This is a genomic window from Streptomyces sp. NBC_00582 (genome assembly GCF_036345155.1).
In the GTDB taxonomy this organism is placed as follows: domain Bacteria; phylum Actinomycetota; class Actinomycetes; order Streptomycetales; family Streptomycetaceae; genus Streptomyces.
Genome location: NZ_CP107772.1, coordinates 8,170,872 through 8,190,352, shown reverse-complemented (window position 1 = coordinate 8,190,352; position 19,481 = coordinate 8,170,872). Strand labels below are relative to the sequence as shown.

15 protein-coding genes and 1 riboswitch are annotated in these 19,481 nt (G+C 74.2%); of the genes, 12 read left to right on the top strand and 3 right to left on the bottom strand.

The features are described 5' to 3' along the window. Positions 1–116: 116 nt before the first annotated feature. Entirely contained in the window at positions 117–1,253 is a 1,137-nt protein-coding gene (locus OG852_RS37000; RefSeq protein ID WP_330350202.1) for an alpha/beta hydrolase, read from the bottom strand. 127 nt (positions 1,254–1,380) lie between these two features. After that, complete coding sequence (locus OG852_RS36995; RefSeq protein ID WP_330350201.1) at positions 1,381–2,037, bottom strand: class II aldolase/adducin family protein; 657 nt, start codon at positions 2,035–2,037, stop codon at positions 1,381–1,383. Positions 2,038–2,190: 153 nt separating this feature from the next. On the opposite strand from OG852_RS36995, the gene OG852_RS36990 reads away from it, so the two are divergent. From OG852_RS36990 to cobI, 9 genes are all read left to right on the top strand, one after another. Continuing rightward, the gene (locus tag OG852_RS36990; RefSeq protein ID WP_133910347.1) at positions 2,191–3,432 is read left to right on the top strand and encodes an inorganic phosphate transporter; all 1,242 of its coding nucleotides are present in this window, start codon (positions 2,191–2,193) and stop codon (positions 3,430–3,432) included. A 40-nt stretch (positions 3,433–3,472) separates the two neighbouring features. Continuing rightward, the gene (locus tag OG852_RS36985) at positions 3,473–3,694 is read left to right on the top strand and encodes a hypothetical protein (protein WP_133910346.1); all 222 of its coding nucleotides are present in this window, start codon (positions 3,473–3,475) and stop codon (positions 3,692–3,694) included. Between the two features lie 138 nt (positions 3,695–3,832). Then, positions 3,833–3,975, top strand: a riboswitch (cobalamin riboswitch). A gap of 122 nt (positions 3,976–4,097) precedes the next feature. Further along, positions 4,098–5,039, top strand: a complete 942-nt coding sequence (locus tag OG852_RS36980) for a cobalamin biosynthesis protein (protein ID WP_330350200.1) — start codon at positions 4,098–4,100, stop codon at positions 5,037–5,039. Next, complete coding sequence (locus OG852_RS36975) at positions 5,036–6,526, top strand: cobyric acid synthase (protein ID WP_330350199.1); 1,491 nt, start codon at positions 5,036–5,038, stop codon at positions 6,524–6,526. The genes OG852_RS36980 and OG852_RS36975 overlap by 4 nt, the downstream gene beginning before the upstream one ends. Then, on the top strand, positions 6,523–10,176 hold the full coding sequence (gene cobN / locus OG852_RS36970; protein ID WP_330350198.1) for a cobaltochelatase subunit CobN: 3,654 nt from the start codon (positions 6,523–6,525) through the stop codon (positions 10,174–10,176). Before OG852_RS36975 ends, cobN begins: the two co-directional genes overlap by 4 nt. Next, positions 10,173–12,155 carry a putative cobaltochelatase gene (locus tag OG852_RS36965; protein ID WP_330350197.1) on the top strand — a complete coding sequence of 661 codons (1,983 nt, stop codon included), beginning with the start codon at positions 10,173–10,175 and terminating at the stop codon, positions 12,153–12,155. Before cobN ends, OG852_RS36965 begins: the two co-directional genes overlap by 4 nt. After that, a complete protein-coding gene (gene cobO, locus OG852_RS36960) occupies positions 12,155–12,754 on the top strand; it encodes a cob(I)yrinic acid a,c-diamide adenosyltransferase (RefSeq protein WP_133910341.1) in 600 nt (199 codons plus the stop codon). Before OG852_RS36965 ends, cobO begins: the two co-directional genes overlap by 1 nt. Next, positions 12,754–14,145, top strand: coding sequence for a cobyrinate a,c-diamide synthase (locus OG852_RS36955; RefSeq protein ID WP_330350196.1), 1,392 nt, complete (start codon positions 12,754–12,756; stop codon positions 14,143–14,145). Before cobO ends, OG852_RS36955 begins: the two co-directional genes overlap by 1 nt. Next, positions 14,130–14,879 carry a precorrin-2 C(20)-methyltransferase gene (gene cobI / locus OG852_RS36950; protein ID WP_443064600.1) on the top strand — a complete coding sequence of 250 codons (750 nt, stop codon included), beginning with the start codon at positions 14,130–14,132 and terminating at the stop codon, positions 14,877–14,879. Before OG852_RS36955 ends, cobI begins: the two co-directional genes overlap by 16 nt. Before the next feature lie 11 nt (positions 14,880–14,890). Here cobI and OG852_RS36945 read toward each other — a convergent pair whose 3' ends face one another. Next, positions 14,891–15,619 carry a ZIP family metal transporter gene (locus tag OG852_RS36945; RefSeq protein WP_133910339.1) on the bottom strand — a complete coding sequence of 243 codons (729 nt, stop codon included), beginning with the start codon at positions 15,617–15,619 and terminating at the stop codon, positions 14,891–14,893. A gap of 109 nt (positions 15,620–15,728) precedes the next feature. On the opposite strand from OG852_RS36945, the gene cobM reads away from it, so the two are divergent. Genes cobM through cobJ form a run of 3 tightly spaced genes read left to right on the top strand, consistent with a single transcriptional unit; the run spans position 15,729 to position 19,467 of the window. Beyond that, positions 15,729–16,547: a precorrin-4 C(11)-methyltransferase gene (cobM, locus tag OG852_RS36940; protein WP_133910338.1), complete on the top strand. Its 819-nt coding sequence runs from the start codon at positions 15,729–15,731 to the stop codon at positions 16,545–16,547. Next, positions 16,544–17,779 carry a precorrin-6y C5,15-methyltransferase (decarboxylating) subunit CbiE gene (gene cbiE, locus OG852_RS36935; RefSeq protein ID WP_330350194.1) on the top strand — a complete coding sequence of 412 codons (1,236 nt, stop codon included), beginning with the start codon at positions 16,544–16,546 and terminating at the stop codon, positions 17,777–17,779. The genes cobM and cbiE overlap by 4 nt, the downstream gene beginning before the upstream one ends. Further along, positions 17,776–19,467, top strand: coding sequence for a precorrin-3B C(17)-methyltransferase (cobJ, locus tag OG852_RS36930; RefSeq protein ID WP_330350193.1), 1,692 nt, complete (start codon positions 17,776–17,778; stop codon positions 19,465–19,467). The genes cbiE and cobJ overlap by 4 nt, the downstream gene beginning before the upstream one ends. Positions 19,468–19,481 lie beyond the last annotated feature (14 nt).

Sequence of the window (19,481 nt, the reverse complement as noted above, 5' to 3'; positions counted from 1 at the left end):
GCGACGGGACTGGCCAACGCACGGGGTCCGAGGAGCGGCGAGGAGACGGGTTCAGGCCAGTGGTACGGGCTTAAACGGAACGTTCGGGACCGGTGGGTGGGGAGGTGTCGTGCGGGTCAGCTGAGGGGGGTGAGGAAGCGGCGCAGGGCCTCCTCGTAGGCCGCCGGGTCGGCGTTCCACATGGCGCCGTGCGGGGCCTGGGCGACCGTGCGGAGGGCGACCAGGTCGGGGCGGCGGGCGGCGAGCCGGCGGGAGGCGTGCCAGGGGGCCACGGTGTCGTCGGGGCCGTGGAAGACGAGGGTCGGGACGGCGAGCCGGGCCGGGTCGGCGCTGTCGTCGCCGTGGCCGTCGGGGGCGGCGTGCAGGCCGGTGCGGCCCTGGGCGGCGCGGACGGCGAGCGGCAGCAGCACGCCGGGGGTGTGCCGGGCGGCGGCGAGGGCGCGCAGGGTGGACTGCCAGTCCAGCACCGGGGAGTCCAGGACGAGTCCGGAGACGAGGTCGCGCGGTCCGGAGCGGGCGGCGGCGCGCAGGGCCATGGTGGCGCCGGTGGACCAGCCGAGCAGGACGAGGCGCTCGGCGCCGTGGCGGACGGCGTAGCGCATGGCCGCGTCCAGGTCGCGCCACTCGGTCTGGCCGAGGTGGTTGAGGCCGTCCGTGGGACGGGGGGCGCCGAGGTCGCCGCGGTAGGAGAGGGCGAGCACGGGGAAGCGGTGGCGGTGCAGGAAGCCGAGGAGGTTCAGGGTGTGCTCGCGGGTGGTGCCGAGACCGTGCACGGCGACGACCCAGGTGCGGCGGGCGCCGGGGACGAACCAGGCGGGCAGGTCGCCGAGTTCGCCCGGTATGTCGACGTCGGTGTGGTCGAGGCCCAGGGCGCCGCTCGGGGTGCCGACGTACAGGTTGGGGGTGAGCCAGACCGGGTCGCCGGGGTCGAGGGTGCCGTGCGTCACGCGTTCGAGGCGGCGTACGACGGTGTCGGCGGAGGGCGGGGCGCCGGGCAGGACGGGGCCGACGACCGCGTGGGAGCCGTCCCCGGCGAGGCCGTAGGTGCCGGGGCGCAGGGTGGCGAGGTGCCGGGTGAGGGTCACCCGGCCGGCCGCGGTGCCGTGCACGGTGAGCCGGGGTTCGGTGGGCAGGGGACGGCCGGGCGGCGCCTTGAGTGCGGCGTCGCTGGCGATCCGGCCGGCGGCGACACTGGCGGCGCCGGCGGCCAGGGCTGCGGTGACGGCGGCGGCCGTCGCTGTGGCAGTGCGCACGCGTCCAGTGTCCTGGCCATCCCGCTGCGCGGCCAGTGGTGGCGGGGGCGGTTCGGCGCCGCCGGTGTGCGCCGTCGGGGCCGAGCTCCGTCGGGGCGGAGGAAAGACGCGCGTGAGCGGCAGGGGGTCAGGCCTGTTGGCCGTAGCCCCGTAGGCGGTCCCCCGCCTCCGCCACCTGGGCCCGTGTCAGGAGGGTCGGGGTTCGGCCGGGGACCGAGGACGCCGTGAGCCAGAGGTGGCACATCCACTCGAGCTGGGCCGTTCGGTCGTAGGCCTGGTCGAGGGTGGTGCCGTGGGTGAGGGTGCCGTGGTTCTGCAGGAGGCAGCCGGTGCGGTCGGCCAGGGCACGCAGGGCGTTCCCGGCCAACTCCTCGGTGCCGTACGTCGCGTAGGGGGCGACCCGGACGGGGCCGCCGAGGGCGCCGGCCATGTAGTGGATCGTGGGGAGCTCGGTGACGAGGGTGGAGACGGCGGTGGCGTGCACCGCGTGGGTGTGGACGATCGCGCGGGCGTCGGTGTGGCCGTATACGGCGAGGTGCAGGGGGAGCTCGCTGGTGGGGGCGAGGGTGCCGAGGACCTGCCGGCCGGTGAGGTCGACGCCGGTGATGTCGTCGGGGGTGAGACGGTCGTAGGGCACGCCCGAAGGGGTGACGAGCACGGTGTCGCCGAGCCGCACCGAGACATTGCCGGAGGTGCCGACGACCAGGCCGTCGGTGACGGTGCGGCGGGCCGTCGCCACGAGTGCCGCCCAGGCCTGCCGCTCCTGGCTCAGGTGTTCACCCATGCCCCGATCCTGCCAGCGGGACGGCGGCCGGGTCGAACGCGCTGCCGAGGTCCAGTCCATATGGACACCACGACGCCCACCTCAGTTCACCTTCCGTTCACTCAGATTACTTAACTTCAACGAACCAATGACTTCGAACGATTGCCTGGGTAAATGGAAAACTTCTCGCTGATCCTCGCGATTGTGGTGGTAACCGCACTCGCGTTCGATTTCACGAACGGTTTCCACGACACCGCCAACGCGATGGCCACCACCATCTCGACCGGTGCACTCAAGCCCAAGGTCGCGGTGGCCATGTCCGCCGCGCTGAACCTTGTGGGCGCCTTCCTCTCCGTGGAGGTCGCGAACACGATCTCCAAGGGTCTCGTCGACGAGACCGGCATCCGTCCCGAGGTCATCTTCGCCGCCCTGGTCGGCGCGATCCTCTGGAACCTGCTGACCTGGCTGGTGGGCCTGCCCTCCAGCTCCTCCCACGCCCTCATGGGCGGCCTGATCGGCGCCACCATCGCCTCGGCCGGCATGGGCGCGGTGCACGGTGACGCCCTGGTCACCAAGGTTCTGATCCCGGCGGTCGCGGCGCCGATCGTGGCGGGCGTCGCCGCGATGCTCGCGACCCGGCTGTCCTACACGCTCGGCCGGAAGGCCGACGGCAAGGCCGCCGAGAAGGGCTACCGCGCCGGCCAGATCGCCTCGGCGGGCCTGGTCTCCCTGGCGCACGGCACCAACGACGCGCAGAAGACGATGGGCATCATCACCCTCGCGCTGGTCGCGGGCGGCGCCGTCGCCCCCGACTCGGACCCGCCCACCTGGGTCATCCTCTCCGCGGGCCTGGCCATCGCGCTCGGCACCTACCTCGGCGGCTGGCGCATCATCCGCACCATGGGCAAGGGCCTGACCGACCTCCAGCCGCAGCAGGGCTTCGCCGCCCAGACCAGCGCCGCGACGGTCATCCTGGCCTCCTCCCACCTCGGCTTCTCCCTGTCCACCACGCACTCCGTGTCCGGTTCCGTGATGGGCGCGGGCCTGGGCCGCAAGGGCGGCGTGGTCCGCTGGTCCACGGCGACCCGGATGTTCGTGGCCTGGGGCCTGACCCTCCCGGCGGCCGCCCTGGTGGGCGCGCTGGCCGAGTCGGTCACCGACCTCGGGGACTGGGGCACGGCGGTCGTCGCGGTCTTCCTGGTCGCCTCCAGCGCGGCGATCTGGAAGATCTCCCGCCGCGAGGTCGTGGACGCGTCGAACGTCAACGCGACCGAGGAGCCGGCCGGCGTGATCACCACCGCGATCGCCGCCGTCACCCCGCCCCCGGCGGGCACGGTCTCCGAGGACCTGACGGCCACCATCCCCTCCCCGGCGGCCACCGCCACCACCGTCGAGCCGACGGCTCCGGCCGCCTGAGCCGGCCCACCAGGCACCAGGAAGAAGGAAGAGAAGCAGCATGGACATCGACTGGGCGGCCCTGGGCTCCGTCTTCGGCGTCAGCCTCGTGGTCACCGTGGCTCTCGTGGCCCTGTTCACCCTCGGCGTCATGGGCCTGTCCCGCCAGGAGCGGGCCTCCGCGGAGGGCGGCTCGGCCGGCCTCGCGGTGACGGGGGCGTACGTGTGCTTCGCGGCCTGCGCGGCGGCGGTGGCGTACGGGATCTCACTGATCGTGGCCTGACCACGCGTTCGGACACCCGGGGTGCGGGACGGTTCGCCGTCCCGCACCCCGTTCGCATGCCCGGGCGAACAGCCCGCGCCCGGCCGCCGTGTGGGGTTCTGCACACTCTCCCCGTGCAGGTCAACGGCAAGTTGACGGCCGTTCCGGGGGCGTGGTGGACTGCCGGAGCCATGTACGACGGCAGAAGAGGAAGCCGGTGTGAATCCGGCGCGGTCCCGCCACTGTCACCGGGGTAGGTAGCCCCGGGAGCCAGGAACTCTCGCCGCCGGTCTCGTCGAACCAGGGCGTGGACACCCTGAGTGAGGACATATCGCCATGCTCGCCTGCCGTTCGGGAGCCCGCCGCGGGCAGGCTCCCGGGTACTGCCCAGGATCGCTGCCCGACCCCACGGCCGGCTGAGCCGATGCGAGCCGATCGCGTCTTCGCGTACGGCGCCGCCGCCGGACTCCTCGGTGACCTGCTCCTCGGCGATCCCCGCCGGGCGCACCCGGTCGCCGCGTTCGGGCGGACCGCCGCTGCCGTGGAGCGGGCGCTGTGGCGGGACCACCGGGGGTGGGGCGCCCTGCACACCGCCGTGTGCGCCGGCGGCGCCGTGGCCCTGGGGGCCGTCGCCGAACGGGCCGTACGCCGCTCCCCCGCCGTCTCCGTCGTCCTCACCGCCGCCGCCACCTGGGCCGTGGTCGGCGGGACCTCGCTCGTGCGCGAGGCCCGGACCATCGGACGGGCCCTCGACGCGGGGGACGTCGAGGGGGCGCGGGCCAGGCTGCCGCATCTGTGCGGGCGGGATCCGCAGGCGCTCGACGCCGACGGGATCGCGCGGGCCGTCGTGGAGTCCGTCGCCGAGAACACCTCCGACGCCGTCGTGGGCGCCCTGGTGTGGGGCGCCGTGGGCGGCGTGCCGGGGCTGCTGGGCTTCCGGGCCGTCAACACCCTGGACGCCATGGTGGGTCACCGGTCCGCCCGGTACCGGCGGTTCGGCTGGGCCTCGGCCCGCCTCGACGACCTCGCGGGATGGCCGGGGGCACGGCTGACCGCCGTACTCGCCACCGTGGCCGGGGACGATCCCCGGGGTGCCGTACGGGCCTGGCGGGCGGACGCGGACCGGCACCCGAGCCCCAACGCCGGGCCCGTGGAGGCCTCGTTCGCGGGAGCCCTCGGGGTACGGCTCGGCGGGACGCTGTCGTACGGGGGCAGGGTCGAGCACCGGCCCGTGCTCAACGGGGAAGGACGCGCGGTCGCCACGGGCGACGTCGAGCGGGCCGTACGGCTCTCCCGGCGCGTCGGTCTGCTCGCGCTCGGCGTCTGTGTCGCCGGGCGACTCATCGCAAGGGGGCACAGGTCATGAGCGGGGGTCTCCTCGTCGCCGGTACCACCTCCGACGCCGGCAAGAGCGTCGTCACGGCCGGGATCTGCCGGTGGCTGGTCCGCCAGGGGGTCAAGGTCGCGCCCTTCAAGGCGCAGAACATGTCGCTGAACTCCTTCGTGACGAGGGAGGGCGCCGAGATCGGACGGGCGCAGGCCATGCAGGCGCAGGCCTGCCGCGTCGAGCCGACCGCGCTGATGAATCCCGTACTGCTCAAGCCCGGTGGCGAGCAGAGCAGTCAAGTGGTGCTGCTCGGCAAGCCGGTGGGCGAGCTGAGCGCGCGGGGCTACCACGGGGGGCGGCAGCGCAAACTCCTCGGGACCGTTCTCGACTGTCTCGCCGAGTTGCGGGGCACGTATGACGCGGTGATCTGTGAGGGGGCCGGTTCTCCCGCCGAGATCAATCTCCGGCGGACCGACATCGTCAACATGGGGATCGCCCGGGGCGCCGGGTTCCCGGTCCTCGTCGTCGGCGACATCGACCGCGGTGGGGTCTTCGCCTCCTTCTTCGGGACCGTCGCGCTGCTCTCCCCCGAGGACCAGGCGCTCGTCGCCGGATTCCTCGTCAACAAGTTCCGTGGGGACGTCTCGCTCCTGGAGCCGGGGCTCGACATGCTGCACGGGCTGACCGGGCGGCGGACGTACGGGGTGCTGCCCTTCCGGCACGGGCTCGGCATCGACGAGGAGGACGGGATGGGGGTCCGCAACACCCGGGCCTCCGCCCCGGTCGGCGAGGACGTGCTGCGGGTCGCCGTGTGCGCGGTCCCGCTGATGTCCAACTTCACCGACGTGGACGCGCTCGCCGCCGAACCGGGTGTCGTGGTGCGGTTCGTGGACCGGCCGGAGGAGCTGGCCGACGCCGACCTCGTGGTGATCCCGGGCACGCGCGGGACCGTACGGGCCCTGGAGTGGCTGCGCGAGCGGGGGCTCGCCGACGCCCTCGTCGGAAGAGCCGCGCAAGGGCGCCCGATTCTCGGCATCTGCGGCGGCTTCCAGATCCTCGGCCGGCACATCGAGGACGAGGTCGAGAGCCGTCGGGGGCAGGTCGAAGGCCTCGGGGTGCTGCCCCTGAGGGTTCGGTTCGCCCCCGAGAAGACCCTCACCCGGCCGGAGGGGGAGGCACTCGGCGAGCGGGTCTCGGGATACGAGATCCATCACGGGGTCGCCGACGTCCACGGGGGTGAGCCGTTCCTCGACGGCTGCCGGGTCGGGCAGACCTGGGGCACCCACTGGCACGGCTCACTGGAGTCCGACGGGTTCCGGCGGGCGTTCCTGCGCGAGGTGGCGGCCGCCGCCGGCCGCCGGTTCGTGCCGGCCCCCGACACCTCGTTCGCCGCGCTGCGCGAGGAGCAGCTCGACCGGCTCGGCGATCTGATCGAACAGCACGCGGACACGGACGCGCTGATGCGGCTCATCGAGTCGGGCGCGCCGCAAGGACTGCCTTTCATTCCACCGGGAGCGCCCGCATGAGCACAGTGTTGTTGTTGTCGACCGCCGACACCGATCTGCTGGCGGCCCGCGCCGCCACCGGTGCCGACTACCGGATCGGCAACCCGACCCGCGTCGACGTCACGGACGAGCTGCCCGGTCTCCTGGACGGCGCCGATCTCGCCGTCGTACGGCTGCTCGGCGGCAAGCGGGCCTGGGAGGACGGGCTGGCCGCGCTGAAGGCGTCCGGGATCCCGACGGTGCTGCTGGGCGGCGAGTCGGTGCCGGACGCCGAGCTGATGGCGGAGTCGTCGGTGCCGGCCGGTGTGGTCGCGGAGGCGCTGCGGTACCTGGTCGAGGGCGGGCCCGACAACCTGGCCGAACTGGCCCGGTTCCTGTCGGACACCGTGCTGCTGACGGGTGAGGGGTTCGTCGAGCCGCGGAAGACGCCCGAGTACGGGGTGCACGGCTCCCGGACGCAGGTGAGCGGCCGGCCGACCGTCGGCGTGCTCTTCTACCGGGCCCATGAGCTGAGCGGCAACACCGCGTTCGTGGACACGCTGTGCGACGCGATCGAGGCGCGGGGCGCCAACGCGCTGCCCGTGTACTGCGGTTCGCTGCGTGGGGCGGACGGCGGGCTGTACGAGATCCTCGGCCGCACGGACGCCCTGGTCGCCACGGTGCTCGCGGCGGGCGGCACGCACGCCTCGCAGGCCTCGGCGGGCGGGGACGAGGAGGCCTGGGACATCGGGGCGCTCGCCGAGCTGAACGTCCCCGTGCTGCAGGGGCTCTGCCTGACGTCCTCGCGGGAGGCCTGGGACGCCTCCGACGCCGCCCTCTCCCCCATGGACGCGGCGATGCAGGTCGCGATCCCGGAGTTCGACGGGCGGCTCGTCACCGTGCCGTTCTCCTTCAAGGAGCAGGGGCCGGACGACGTCCCGGTGTACGTCGCCGACCCCGAGCGGGCCGCGCGGGTCGCCGGGATCGCCGTACGGCATGCGCGGTTGAAGTACAAGGCGAACGCCGAGAAGAAGCTGGCGCTCGTCTTCACCGCGTATCCGACCAAGCACTCACGGGTCGGAAACGCGGTGGGGCTCGACACGCCCGCTTCGGCGGTGCGCGTGCTCGACGCGCTCCGCGAGGCCGGGTACTCGCTCACCGCGTACCCCGACAACGGCGACGAGTTGATCCACCGGCTCATCGAGGCCGGTGGTCACGACGTCGAGTGGCTCACCGAGGACCAGCTGGCCGCCGCGCCCGCGCGGGTGCCGCTCGCCGACTACCAGGCGTGGTTCGACACGCTCCACCCCGAGCTGCGGGACGGGATGCTGGACGCGTGGGGCGAGCCGCCGGGCTCGCTGTACGTCGACGGGGACGACATCGTGCTCGCGTCCCTGCGGTTCGGGAACGTCGTCGTGATGATCCAGCCGCCGCGCGGCTTCGGCGAGAACCCGATCGCGATCTACCACGACCCCGACATGCCGCCGTCCCACCACTACATGGCCGCGTACCGCTGGCTGGAGAACTCGTTCGGCGCCGACGCGATCGTGCACATGGGCAAGCACGGGACGATGGAGTGGCTGCCCGGCAAGGGCCTCGGACTGAGCGGCGGTTGTGCGCCGGACGCCGTCCTCGGTGAACTGCCGCTGATCTACCCCTTCATCGTCAACGACCCCGGCGAGGGCACCCAGGCCAAGCGGCGCGGCCACGCCACGGTCGTCGACCACCTCGTACCGCCGATGGCCCGCGCGGACACGTACGGCGACCTGGCGAAGCTGGAGCAGCTGCTCGACGAGTACGCGCTGGTCTCCGACCTGGACCCGACGAAGGCGCCGGCGGTCCGCGCCCAGATCTGGACGCTGGTCAAGGCGGCCGAGCTCCACCAGGACCTGCAGGTGGACGAGCAGCCGGGTGACGACGACTTCGACGAGTTCGTCATGCACATCGACGGCTATCTGTGCGAGATCAAGGACGTGCAGATCCGCGACGGTCTGCACATCCTGGGCGGCGGCCCGGTCGGCGAGCCGCGGGTGAACCTGGTGCTGGCCGTGCTGCGGGCCTCGCAGGTGTGGGGCGGCCAGGCGAACGCGCTGCCGGGGCTCCGGGCCTCGCTGGCGGCCCATTTCGGGCTGGAGGAGAAGGAGTTGCTGGCCGAGCCGGGCGCTCCGGTGAAGGTGCCGGTGGAGCTGACGGACCGGGTCGAGGGCCCGGCGCGTACGGCGGCCGACACGATCGACCTGCTGGAGCAGCTCTGCCGGCGGTTCGCCGAGGGCATGGAGTCGAACGGCTGGGACGGGACGACCGTCCCGGCGCTGGTGCGGGACGTCCTCGGCACCGAACTCCCCGAGGCGGTCGCCGTGCTGGAGTTCGCGTGCGCCGAGGTCGTGCCGCGGCTGGCGCGGACGACGGACGAGATCGGTCACATCCTCAAGGCGCTGGACGGCGGTTACGTCCCGGCCGGCCCGTCGGGCTCGCCGACCCGCGGTCTGGTCAACGTCCTGCCGACCGGCCGCAACTTCTACTCCGTCGACCCGAAGGCCATCCCGTCCCGGCTGAGCTGGGAGGTGGGGCAGTCGCTCGCCGACTCGCTGGTGCAGCGGTATCTGCAGGACACCGGCGCGTACCCGAAGTCCGTCGGTCTGACGGTGTGGGGCACCTCCGCCATGCGGACCCAGGGCGACGACATCGCCGAGATCCTCGCCCTGCTGGGCTGCCGCCCCGTCTGGGACGACGCCTCGCGCCGGGTGACGGGCTTCGAGGTGACGCCCCTGGCCGAGCTGGGCCGGCCGCGCATCGACGTCACGGTCCGGATCTCCGGCTTCTTCCGGGACGCGTTCCCGCATGTGGTCGGGCTGATCGACGACGCCGTGCGCACGGTCGCCGAGCTGGACGAGCCCGCCGGGAGCAACTTCGTGAAGGCGCACGCCGACGAGGACACCGCGGAGCACGGCGACCGGCGGCGCGCTACGGCCCGGGTCTTCGGCTCCAAGCCGGGCGCGTACGGGGCCGGGCTGCTGCCGCTGATCGACGCCCGCAACTGGCGCTCCGACGCCGACCTCGCCGAGGTCTACGCCGTCTGGGGCGGCTACGCCTACGGGCGCGGCCTCGACGGGCGGGCGGCGCGCGGGGACATGGAGACCGCGTTCCGGCGGATCGCCGTCGCCGCCAAGAACGTCGACACGCGCGAGCACGATCTCGTCGACGCCGACGACTACTTCCAGTACCACGGCGGCATGGTCGCCATGGTGCGGCATCTGACGGGCGCCAGCCCCGAGGCGTACGTCGGCGACTCCGCCGTACCGGACCAGGTGAAGACCCGCACGCTCGGCGAGGAGACGCACCGCGTGTTCCGTGCCAGGGTGGTCAATCCGCGCTGGATGGCGGCCATGCGCCGGCACGGCTACAAGGGCGCCTTCGAGATGGCGGCGACCGTCGACTACCTGTTCGGTTACGACGCGACGGCGGGCGTGGTCGACGACTGGATGTACGAGAAGCTCAGCGCCGAGTACGTGTTCGACGCGGAGAACCGGGACTTCATGAAGAAGTCCAACCCCTGGGCCCTGCGGGGCATCACCGAGCGGCTCCTGGAGGCCGCCGACCGGGGGCTGTGGGCCGAGCCGGACGCCGACACCCTGGAGCGGCTGCGGGCCACCTATCTGGAGCTGGAAGGCGACCTGGAGGGCGACCAGTGACCACCCCTTTTCCCTTCACGGCCGTCGTCGGCCAGGACGACCTGCGGCTCGCGCTGCTGCTGAACGCCGTGTCCCCGGCGGTCGGCGGGGTGCTGGTGCGCGGCGAGAAGGGCACCGCCAAGTCCACGGCCGTGCGCGCCCTGTCGGCGCTGATGCCGACGCTGGACGTGGTCTCCGGCTGCCGCTTCTCCTGCGACCCCGGCTCCCCCGACCCGGCGTGCCCGGACGGGCCGCACGAGCCGGGGGCGTTCGAGACCCGGCCGGCGCGGATGGTCGAGCTGCCGGTGGGCGCCTCGGAGGACCGGCTGGTGGGCGCGCTCGACATCGAGCGGGCGCTCGCCGAGGGCGTCAAGGCGTTCGAGCCCGGACTCCTCGCCGACGCGCACCGCGGGATCCTCTACGTCGACGAGGTCAACCTGCTCCACGACCACCTGGTCGACCTGCTGCTGGACGCGGCGGCGATGGGCGCGTCGTACGTCGAACGCGAGGGCGTCTCCGTACGGCACGCGGCGCGGTTCCTGCTCGTCGGGACCATGAACCCCGAGGAGGGCGAGCTGCGGCCGCAGTTGCTCGACCGGTTCGGGCTGACCGTGGAGGTGGCCGCCTCGCGGGAGCCCGACCAGCGGGTGGAGGTCGTACGGCGGCGGCTCGCGTACGACGACGATCCCGCGGGTTTCGCCGAGCGGTGGGCGGCCGAGGAGGCCGCCGTACGGGCGCGGATCGTGGCGGCGCGGGAGCTGTTGCCGTCGGTGCGGCTGGGCGACGGGGCGCTGCGGCAGATCGCGGCGACCTGCGCGGCCTTCGAGGTGGACGGCATGCGCGCCGACATCGTGATGGCGCGGACCGCGACCGCGCTCGCCGCGTGGGCGGGGCGGACCGAGGTGCTGGCGGAGGACGTGCGTCAGGCGGCGCTGCTCGCGCTGCCGCACCGCAGGCGCCGCAACCCCTTCGACGCGCCGGGGCTCGACGAGGACAAACTGGACCGGACGCTGGAGGAGTTCTCCGGGGACGACGACCCCGATCCCGGTCCGGACGGGCCCGGTGGGGGCGGCGGGCAGCCGCCTTCCGAGGGGCCGCGGGGCGACGGTGACTTCGGTGCGCGCCCCGAGGAGGGCGAGGGCGGTGCGCCGCAGGCCTCCGGTGCGGGCGAGCAGTCCGCCGTACGGGCCGCCGAGCCGTTCCGGACCAAGGTGCTGAGCGTGCCCGGGATCGGGGAGGGGGCCGCCGGGCGGCGTTCGCGGGCGCGGACCGAGCACGGGCGGACCACCGGGGCCCGGCGGCCCCGGGGCGCGCTGACCAAGCTGCATCTGGCGGCGACCGTGCAGGCCGCGGCCCCGCATCAGCGGGCGCGCGGGCGGTCCGGGCCGGGGCTGGTGGTGCGCCGGGACGATCTGCGGCAGGCGACCCGGGAGGGGCGCGAGGGCAATCTCGTGCTGTTCGTGGTGGACGCGTCCGGGTCGATGGCGGCCCGGCAGCGCATGAGCGCCGTGAAGGGCGCCGTGCTGTCGCTGCTCCTCGACGCCTATCAGCGGCGGGACAAGGTGGGGCTGGTGACCTTCCGGGGGGCGGCGGCCGACGTCGCCCTGCCGCCGACCTCCTCGGTCGACACCGCCGCGGCGCGGCTGGAGTCGCTGCCCACCGGGGGGCGTACACCGCTCGCCGCCGGGCTGCTGAAGGCGCACGACGTGCTGCGGGTGGAGCGGCTGCGGGACCCGGCGCGTCGGGCGCTGATGGTGGTCGTGACGGACGGGCGGGCCACCGGCGGTCCCGAACCGGTCGCGCTGGCCGCCAGGGCGGCCCGGCTGTTCGCGGCCGACTCGGTCGCGTCCGTGGTCGTGGACTGCGAGTCGGGGCCGGTGCGGCTGGGGCTCGCCGGACAGCTCGCGGGCGATCTGGGCGGGACGGCGGTGACGCTCGACGAGCTGCGGGCGGACTCCATCGCCGGGCTGGTGAAGGACGTACGAAGGAGGGCCGCGTAATGCCGCAGGGACAGCCGAGTGTCGTGCCCGATGACGGTCTGACGACCCGACAGCGGCGCAACCGGCCGCTCGTCGTGGTGCACACCGGGATCGGGAAGGGGAAGTCCACCGCCGCCTTCGGGCTCGCGCTGCGGGCCTGGAACCAGGGGTGGCCCATCGGGGTGTTCCAGTTCGTCAAGTCGGCGAAGTGGAAGGTCGGCGAGGAGAACGCGCTGCGGGTGCTCGGTGCCTCCGGCGAGGGCGGGTCCGTCGACTGGCACAAGATGGGCGAGGGCTGGTCCTGGGTGCAGCGCGACGCGCAGATGGACAACGAGGAGAAGGCCCGGGAGGGCTGGGAGCAGGTCAAGCGGGACCTCGCCGCGGAGACGTACCGGCTGTACGTGCTCGACGAGTTCGCGTACCCGATGCACTGGGGGTGGGTGGACACCGACGAGGTCGTCGACGTGCTGCGGAACCGGCCCGGCACCCAGCATGTGGTGATCACCGGGCGGAACGCGCCCGAGAAGCTGGTCGGGTTCGCCGATCTCGTGACCGACATGTCCAAGGTCAAGCACCCGATGGACGCGGGGCAGAAGGGGCAGAGGGGCATCGAGTGGTGATGTCCTCCGTCCCCCGGCTGGTCGTCGCCGCGCCCTCGTCCGGCAGCGGCAAGACCACCGTCGCCACGGGGCTGATGGCCGCGTTCGCCGCGCGGGGGCTCACCGTGTCCCCGCACAAGGTCGGACCGGACTACATCGACCCCGGGTACCACGCGCTCGCCACCGGGCGGGTGGGACGCAACCTCGACGCGTACCTGTGCGGGCCGGAGCTGGTCGCTCCGCTGTTCCTGCACGGGGCGCGGGGGTGCGACCTCGCGGTCGTCGAGGGCGTGATGGGGATGTACGACGGCGCGGCGGGGGAGGGCGAACTGGCCTCCACCGCTCATGTCGCGAAGCTCCTGGGGGCGCCGGTCGTGCTCGTCGTCGACGCGTCCTCGCAGTCGCGGTCGGTGGCGGCGCTGGTGCACGGGTTCGTGTCGTGGGATCCGGAGGTCCGGGTCGGGGGCGTGATCCTCAACAAGGTCGCCTCGGACCGGCACGAGGAGTTGCTGCGGGAGGCGTTGGAGTCGGCCGGGGTGCCGGTGCTCGGTGTCCTGCGGCGGGCGGCGCCTTTGGAGACCCCTTCTCGGCATCTCGGGTTGGTTCCCGTCGCCGAACGGCGGTCGGCTGCGGTGGAGGCGGTTGCTTCCATGGCCGCGTGGGTCTCCGAGGGGTGTGACCTGGGGGCGCTCGAAGCACTTGCCCGTGCTGCCGGTCCCGTACCAGGGGGCTCTGCCCCCTGGACCCCCGTCCTGCCCGCCCACAGCCACCCGCCCCGGTGGGGGGAGGGGCTGGGCGAACAAGAGTTCAAGCCGGTCGTCGCCTTCGCCGGTGGGGCCGCGTTCACCTTCTCCTACGCCGAGCACGCCGAGCTGCTCACCGCCGCCGGCGCCGATGTCGTCACCTTCGATCCGCTGCGGGACGAGTGCCTGCCCGAAGGGACCGCCGGGCTCGTCGTCGGGGGCGGGTTCCCCGAGGTGTACGCCGCCGAGCTGTCCGCGAACGAGCCGTTGCGGAAGGCCGTCGCCACGCTCGTGGAGTCGGGGGCGCCCGTCGCCGCCGAGTGCGCCGGGCTGCTGTACCTGTGCCGGGAGCTGGACGGGCGGCCGATGTGCGGCGTGCTCGACGCCACCGCGCGGATGTCGCGGCGGCTGACCCTCGGCTACCGGGACGCCGTCGCCGTGAGCGACAGTGTGCTGGCGGCCGCGGGGACGCGGATGCGGGGGCACGAGTTCCATCGGACGGTCGTGGAGCCGGGGGCGGGGGCGGCCCCCGCGTGGGGTGTGCGCGGCCCCGAGCGGCGCGTCGAAGGCTTTGTTCAGCAAGGTGTGCACGCGAGTTATCTGCACACGCACTGGGCGGCCGAGCCCGGTGTGGCCCGTAGGTTCGTCGAGAGGTGCCGGACGTCATGAGCGACCGCAGCAGGCTGATCGGTGTCGGGGTGGGCCCCGGCGATCCGGAGCTGGTGACCGTGAAGGGCGTCAACGCGCTGCGGGCCGCCGATGTCGTCGTCGTCCCCGTGATGGACACCGGGGAGCAGGGGCGCGCCGAGGCGACCGTGCTGCACTACGTGGAGCGGGAGAAGGTCGTCCGGGTGGTGTTCGCGCTCAACGAGCGGACGGACCGGGGGCGGCGGGAGTCCGCCTGGGACGCGGCCGGGGAGCGGGTCGCCGAGCTGCTGAGGCGGCATGGGACCGTGGCCTTCGCGACCATCGGCGATCCGAACGTGTACTCCACCTTCACCTATCTCGCGCAGACGATCGCCGAGCTGGTGCCGGGGACGGACATCGGGACCGTCCCGGGGATCACCGCCATGCAGGCCCTCGCCGCGCGCTCGGGCGCCGTGCTCACCGAGGGCACCGAGCCGCTGACGCTGGTGCCGGTGACCGCCGGGTCGGCCGTGCTGAAGGACGCGCTGGCCGGGCCGGGGACGGTCGTGGCGTACAAGTTCGGGCGGCAGGCCGCCGAGGTCGCGGAGGCGCTGCGGGAGACCGGGCGGATCGGGGACGCGGTGTGGGGGTCGGCGCTGGGTCTTGAGCAGGAGTCCATCCGGCCGGCCGGCGAGCTGGACGGGGAGCCGCTGCCGTATCTCTCGACGCTGATCGCGCCCGCGCGGCGCGAGGGCGGGCGGGGCGGCAAGCTGTGAGACCGGGCAGCTCAGGCCGCCAGGCCCACCACCAGCCAGATGAAGGCCGCGCCCGCGATCGTGCAGAGCACGGTCGAGCGGGCGGGGTGTTCGTGGTGGGCCTCGGGGAGGATCTCGGCGGCCGCGAGGTAGAGCAGCGCGCCGCCGAAGAGGCCGAGATAGCCGCCGAGCAGTTGCTCCGGGACGGTGACGACGGTCGCCGCCGCCGCGCCGGCCACGGGGGCCGCCGCGTCGGCCAGCAGCATGAGCTGGGCCCGTCGGCGGGCGTTCCCGTACAGGCTCGTGATCGTGTACGTGTTGAAGCCGTCGGCGAAGTCGTGGGCGATCACCGCCACGGCCACCGCGAGGCCCATGCCGCCGCCCACCTGGAAGGCCGCGCCGATGGCGAGGCCGTCCATGGCGCTGTGGCCGACCATCGCCGCCGCGGCCGTCAGGCCCACCTCGGGGACCCGGCCGTCGTGCTCCTCGCCGCCGTGCGCGGCCTGGCGTACCGCGAGCAGGCGTTCCACCAGATGGGCCAGCAGGAAGCCGGCCACGAACAGCAGGAGCGCCGCCGGGACGCCGAAGACCTCCGTGCCGGCCGCCTCCAGGGCCTCCGGCAGCAGGTCCAGGCCGACGACGCCCAGCATCAGGCCGCCGGCCAGGCCGAGGACCAGGTGGCGGCGGTCGGTGACACGCTGTGCCGTCCAGCCGCCGGCCAGCGTCATGAGGAACGCGCCGAGCGCGACGAAGACCGCCATGCGCCCTTCGTATCCGATCACCCCCCGGCCGCGCACATCCGGCCACCGTTCTGACCCGCCCTACGACCCGTTGTGCCCCGAAGTGACCGTGATGAGAGGACCCGAGACCATGGCCGATGCCCCCGCCGGCAAGGTGACCTTCGTCGGTGCCGGCCCCGGCGCCGCCGATCTGCTGACGTTCCGCGCCGCGCGCGCCATCGCCGAGGCGGACGTGGTGATCTGGGCCGCGAGCCTGGTGCAGGCCGAGGTCCTGGACCACGCCCGGGAGGGTGCGGAGATCCTCGACTCGGCGACGATGTCCCTGGAGGACGTGGTGGCCGTGTACGAGCGGGCGCTGCGGGACGGGCTGAGGGTGGCCCGGATCCACTCCGGCGACCCGGCGCTGTGGGGCGGTACGCAGGAGCAGCTCGACCGGTGCGACGCGCTCGGGATCGAGACCGAGATCGTGCCGGGTGTGTCGTCGTTCTCGGCGGTGGCCGCGCTCGCCCGGCGGGAGTTGACGATCCCCGAGGTGGCGCAGTCCGTGGTGCTCACCCGGCTCGGCGGCGGCAAGACGCCGATGCCGCCCGGGGAGGAGGTGCGGGAGTTCGCCCGGCACGGCACGACCATGGCGGTGTTCCTGTCGGCCGCCCGCAGCGGGCAGCTGGTGCGGGAGCTGCTGGAGGGCGGCTATCCGACGGAGACCCCGGTCGTGGTCGCCCACCAGGCGACCTGGCCGGAGGAGCTGGTCGTGAAGTGCACGATCGGCACGCTGGAGGAGACGGTCAAGGAGCACAGGCTCTGGAAGCACACCCTCTTCCTGGTCGGCCCGGCGCTGGACGCCCACGGCACCCGCTCGCACCTGTACCACCCGGGTCACTTCCACGGCTTCCGCAAGGCCGACCCCGAGGCGCGGCGGGCGCTGCGCGAACGGGGTGCGAGTACGTGATCACCGTCATCGGCACGGGCACGGGTGCCCCGCCCGGCCCCGAGGAGCTGGCCGGCGCCGAGCTGGTCGTCGGCGGGCGGCGCCATCTGGACGCCGTGGCGCTGCCCGAGGGGGCCGAGCGGATCGTCCTCGGTCCGCTCGCGCCCGCCCTGGAGACGATCGCGGAGTACGACGCGAAGGACCGGGCGGTGACGGTGCTCGCCTCCGGCGACCCGGGGTTCTTCGGGATCGTACGGGCGCTCGCCGAGCGGTGCGGGCCCGAGCGGCTCGCGGTGCGGCCCGGGGTGTCGTCGGTGGCCGCGGCGTTCGCCCGGCTGGGGCTGACCTGGGACGACGCGGTCGTGGTGAGCGCGCACGGGCGGGAGCCGCGGACGGCGGTCCATGTATGCCGGGCCCATCCGAAGGTGGCCGTGCTGACGGGACCCGGCGCCGGGCCCGCCGAACTGGGGGCCGCGCTCGCGCGGTCGGGGCGGACGCTCGTGGTCGCCTCGGCGCTGGGCGACCCGGAGCGCGAGCGGGTGGTGCGGGTCTCCGCCGCCGAGGCCGCGCGACGGGAGTGGGGTACGGCGGTGAGTGTCGTCCTCAGCCTGGACGAGAGCCGGGTCCTCGGTCCCGCGCGGACGCTGGCCGGGCGGGGGGCGGGGCCGGCCGGCTGGGCGCTGGCCGAGGGCGACTTCGCGCACCGCGACTCGATGATCACCAAGTTCGAGGTGCGGGCGCTGGCCCTGGCCCGGCTCGGGCCGCGCCCCGGCGACCTGGTGTGGGACGTCGGCTCGGGGTCGGGCTCGGTGGCCGTGGAGTGCGCCCGGCTCGGGGCCGCGGTCGACGCGGTGGAGCGGTCGGCGGACGGGGCGGAGCGGATCCGCGCCAACGCCGACGCGCACGGTGTGTACGTCGACGTCGTGCACGGCGTGGCGCCGGACGCGCTCGACGGTCTCGACGACCCCGACACGGTGTTCGTGGGCGGCGGCGGGCGCGAGCTGGCCGACATCGTCGCCGTGTGCGCGCGGCGGGCGCGGCGGACCGTGGTGGTCGCCCTGGCCGCGCTGGACCGGGTGCCGGCCGCCCGGGCCGCGCTCCTGGACGCCGGGTACGACGTCGACGGCGTCCTGTTGCAGTCCTCGCGGCTCGCTCCCCTGCCGGGGGACGTGACCCGGCTCGCGGCGACCAATCCCGTTTTTCTGCTGTGGGGTGTGCGCACCCCGGTGTCCAGTGAAGGAGTTGATCGGTGATCGGCCTCATTTCCGCCACCGCGGCGGGGGCGGCGGCGCGCGACCGGCTGGCCGTGGCGTGGCCGGACCGCACGCGCGTGTACGACGGTCCCGTGGGGGACGCCGTCCGGCGGGCGTTCGCGGAGTGCGAGCAGCTCGTGTGTTTCCTGGCGACGGGGGCCGTGGTGCGGCTCGTCGCCCCGCTGCTCGGCGACAAGACGTCCGACCCGGGCGTGGTGTGCGTCGACGAGGGCGGGCGGTTCGCCGTGCCGGTGCTCGGCGGGCACGGGGGCGGCGCCAATGAACTGGCCCTGCGAGTGGGCGAGTTGCTCGGGGCCCAGCCGGTGGTGACCACGGCGACGGACGCCGTCGGCCTCCCCGGCCTGGACACCCTCGGGCTGCCCGTGGAGGGCGATGTCGCCGCGGTGACCCGGGCCCTGCTGGACGGGGAGCCGGTGGCGCTGGACGCGGAGGTGGCGTGGCCGCTGCCGCCGCTGCCGTTCACGGCGTCCGACACCTCGGACGCGTACGTCGTGCGGGTCACCGACCGTGCCGTCGCGCCCGGTGCCCGGGAGGTGCTGCTGCGGCCGCCGTCGCTCGTCGTCGGCGTCGGCGCGTCCAGGGGCGCCCCCGCGGAGGAGGTCCTCGAGGTGATCGAGGGCGCGCTGCGGGAGGCCCGAGTGTCCCCTCGTAGCGTCGCCTCGCTGGCCACGGTGGACGCCAAGGCCGGGGAGCCGGGCATCCTGGAGGCCGCGGCGCGGCTCGGGGTGCCGGTGGTGACGTACTCCGCCGAGGAGTTGGCCGCGGTTCAGGTGCCGAACCCCTCCGACGCGCCGCTCGCCGCCGTCGGCACGCCCTCCGTCGCGGAGGCGGCGGCCCTGCGGCAGGGGGGCGAACTCCTCGTCCCCAAGCGGAAGTCGGCGGGTTCTCCCGCGATGGCGACCTGTGCCGTCGTACGGCGTCCGGGGCGCGGGCGGCTCGCGGTGGTCGGCCTCGGGCCGGGCGCCCGGGACCTGCTCACACCGCGGGCGAAGGACGAACTGCGGCGGGCCTCGGTGCTCGTCGGCCTCGACCAGTACGTCGACCAGATCCGCGATCTGCTGCGGCCCGGCACCCGGATCCTGGAGTCGGGGCTCGGCGCCGAGGAGGAGCGGGCGCGCACGGCCGTCGCCGAGGCGCGCAAGGGCCACGCGGTCGCGCTGATCGGCAGCGGGGACGCCGGGGTGTACGCGATGGCCTCCCCGGCGCTCGCCGAGGCCTGCGAGGACATCGAGGTCGTCGGGGTGCCGGGGGTGACCGCCGCGCTCGCGGCGGCCGCGCTGCTCGGCGCGCCCCTCGGCCACGACCACGTCTCGATCAGCCTGTCCGATCTGCACACGCCGTGGGAGGTCATCGAGCGGCGGGTGCGGGCGGCGGCCGAGGCCGACCTCGTGGTGACGTTCTACAACCCGCGTTCGCGGGGCCGTGACTGGCAGTTGCCCAAGGCGCTCGCGATCCTCGCGGAGCACCGGGAGCCGGGCACACCGGTCGGTGTCGTCCGCAACGCCTCCCGCCCGGACGGCACCGCCCGGGTGACGACCCTGGCCGGCCTCGACCCGGCGACCGTCGACATGATGACGGTCGTGACCGTGGGCAACACCGCGACCCGCACGGTCGCGGGCCGGATGGTGACGCCCCGCGGCTACCGCTGGCAGCAGGAGCCGAAGTGAGCGGCCCCCTGCCC

Bases quoted from the DNA above. Each gene is read 5' to 3' on its own strand.
- OG852_RS36995 (WP_330350201.1), bottom strand. From the start codon at position 2,037: ATGGGTGAACACCTGAGCCAGGAGCGGCAGGCCTGGGCGGCACTCGTG.
- OG852_RS36990 (WP_133910347.1), top strand. From the start codon at position 2,191: ATGGAAAACTTCTCGCTGATCCTCGCGATTGTGGTGGTAACCGCACTC.
- OG852_RS36985 (WP_133910346.1), top strand. From the start codon at position 3,473: ATGGACATCGACTGGGCGGCCCTGGGCTCCGTCTTCGGCGTCAGCCTC.
- OG852_RS36980 (WP_330350200.1), top strand. From the start codon at position 4,098: ATGCGAGCCGATCGCGTCTTCGCGTACGGCGCCGCCGCCGGACTCCTC.
- OG852_RS36975 (WP_330350199.1), top strand. From the start codon at position 5,036: ATGAGCGGGGGTCTCCTCGTCGCCGGTACCACCTCCGACGCCGGCAAG.
- cobN (WP_330350198.1), top strand. From the start codon at position 6,523: ATGAGCACAGTGTTGTTGTTGTCGACCGCCGACACCGATCTGCTGGCG.
- cobO (WP_133910341.1), top strand. From the start codon at position 12,155: ATGCCGCAGGGACAGCCGAGTGTCGTGCCCGATGACGGTCTGACGACC.
- OG852_RS36955 (WP_330350196.1), top strand. From the start codon at position 12,754: ATGTCCTCCGTCCCCCGGCTGGTCGTCGCCGCGCCCTCGTCCGGCAGC.
- OG852_RS36945 (WP_133910339.1), bottom strand. From the start codon at position 15,619: ATGGCGGTCTTCGTCGCGCTCGGCGCGTTCCTCATGACGCTGGCCGGC.
- cobM (WP_133910338.1), top strand. From the start codon at position 15,729: ATGGCCGATGCCCCCGCCGGCAAGGTGACCTTCGTCGGTGCCGGCCCC.